We start from the raw sequence: 1734 nt of genomic DNA, 5'->3' as shown, positions 1-1734 counted from the left end.
CTCCTATCCCTGTTACTTCCTAATTCCTTTTTAGTGGGGGAGTGTGAACAGTTACCTATCTTTTTCTCTTTCAGTCTTTTGTGATAGTTTAAAACTTTCAAATTCCTTATATAATCTACCCAACGCCGTCTTCACCTCACCCAGTTCACTTATTCCCAAAGAGAGGGAACTGGAAGCAGTAGAGATATCGCTATTGGTATTGCTGTTATTGCTATTGTCGATATCGTTATGACTGCTATCGCTATTGGTGCTATTGGTATTGCCCTTATTGCGTTTATTGTTATTATTCATCGGCTTTTTTTCTCCCCCGACGAGCTTTAGTTTCAGTTACTTCTGACTTATTTACTTCTGATTTATTGGCAGCACTCGCACTCCTACTCGAAGATACAGCTTGATTAACCTCTGCTAATGATGATTGATTCACCGCAGATTTATTGGTATCTGTTGATTTATTCATATCTGCCGATGATGCTGATAAAGACCGACTCACCGCAGATTTATTTGTTTCTAATTGCTGTAATCCCAAATAAACAGCAGCCTTATCCAGTTCCGGTTTAGCCTGGTCTAAAAACCCACTCACCAGCAGATAATCACCAAACGGAAACCCATTTTCCTCAGTAGCAGCAGAGAAAGGAAAACCCTTCTCAATCAACATATCAAAAGTTGAATACTCAAGCTCAGGCAACTCAATCTCTACACCTTGCAACTCCGATATAGCAACTCTAGTTTTACTATTATCCCACCGTTGAAAACCTAACCCCTTATCCCAGCAGAGATTCTTCACCACCACATAATCAGCTTGATTACCACAAAACTCAACCATAGCCTTCAAGCTAGTAATCACCGAATACCCTAGATTCAGCACCGTCACCAGAGACACCCGATAACCCAAATCACCAGCAATCTTAAACAGCCCAAACTTACTGATAATCTCCCTAGTCTTATTACTAGAAGCCCCCGGCATATCCACCACCACCACATCAGGAGAAGCCGCCTTAATTTCCGTAAAAAACCGCTTTGCTTCAGCCACCTCAATAAAATTTAGTAGCCTAACACCAGAGCCAAAATCTTGATAATACTCAAACAACTCAGGATTTTCAGTATCAGCATCATAACCGAGATAGCTGATACCTTGAGAGTGTAGAACATCAAGAAGCAAGCGAGTGAAAGCAGTTTTACCAGTCCCTCCCTTGCCCCCTAAAATCATCACAATCCGTTTCATACATTGCTCCTAGACGCTACTCCTATCAGTGACATTGAACTGAGAATGAGTTTTTGCTGCCCCTTTCTTTGACGTTGTTTTTGGAGATGTTGTAGAAGTTGATATTTGAGATTTTTCAGATTCTTCAACAGCATCAGGTAGTGAAGCATCTGCCTCTACAGCAGGAACACCATTACCAGTTGTAGTTGAATCAGAAACAGTTGCATTTGAGTCAGAGTTAGAATCAGCCGACGATTCAGAACCTTGGTTGTCAGTAGCAGTAGTAGTTGTTGTTATAGCTTTTTTGTGGAAACTCTTAATGCCACTTGCAGCTAATTCTACACCATGTCCCTTAAAAACGTCAGAGACATCCTCATAGGAGTAGCCAGCATCCAACATATCCTGGATAGGTTTAGCCAAACTTTTAACCAACTCCTCCACAGTAATAGTTTTGGGAGTAGTAGCCTTCAGTTTGAGACTAGTGGTCTGTCAAGCAAAAAATTGTGAATTTGAGAGAGAATAGGGGGGCTATT

At 41.1% G+C, this 1734-nt stretch carries 3 protein-coding genes; all 3 read right to left on the bottom strand.

The features are described 5' to 3' along the window. Window positions 1-51 precede the first annotated feature (51 nt). The 3 genes from FJR05_RS23785 to FJR05_RS23775 are packed head-to-tail and all read right to left on the bottom strand — an operon-like array spanning window position 52 to window position 1621. On the bottom strand, window positions 52-291 hold the full coding sequence (locus FJR05_RS23785) for a hypothetical protein (protein WP_168646396.1): 240 nt from the start codon (window positions 289-291) through the stop codon (window positions 52-54). Next, entirely contained in the window at window positions 284-1222 is a 939-nt protein-coding gene (locus tag FJR05_RS23780; protein WP_254447065.1) for a hypothetical protein, read from the bottom strand. Before FJR05_RS23780 ends, FJR05_RS23785 begins: the two co-directional genes overlap by 8 nt. 9 nt (window positions 1223-1231) lie before the next feature. Next, on the bottom strand, window positions 1232-1621 hold the full coding sequence (locus FJR05_RS23775; RefSeq protein ID WP_174783839.1) for a hypothetical protein: 390 nt from the start codon (window positions 1619-1621) through the stop codon (window positions 1232-1234). Window positions 1622-1734: the final 113 nt, after the last annotated feature.

Origin of the sequence: Dolichospermum sp. UHCC 0259 (assembly GCF_009711935.1) — a bacterium.
Taxonomy (GTDB): domain Bacteria; phylum Cyanobacteriota; class Cyanobacteriia; order Cyanobacteriales; family Nostocaceae; genus Dolichospermum.
Note: the sequence above shows the minus strand (reverse complement) of the source record. Positions and strands in the feature narration are given on the sequence as shown.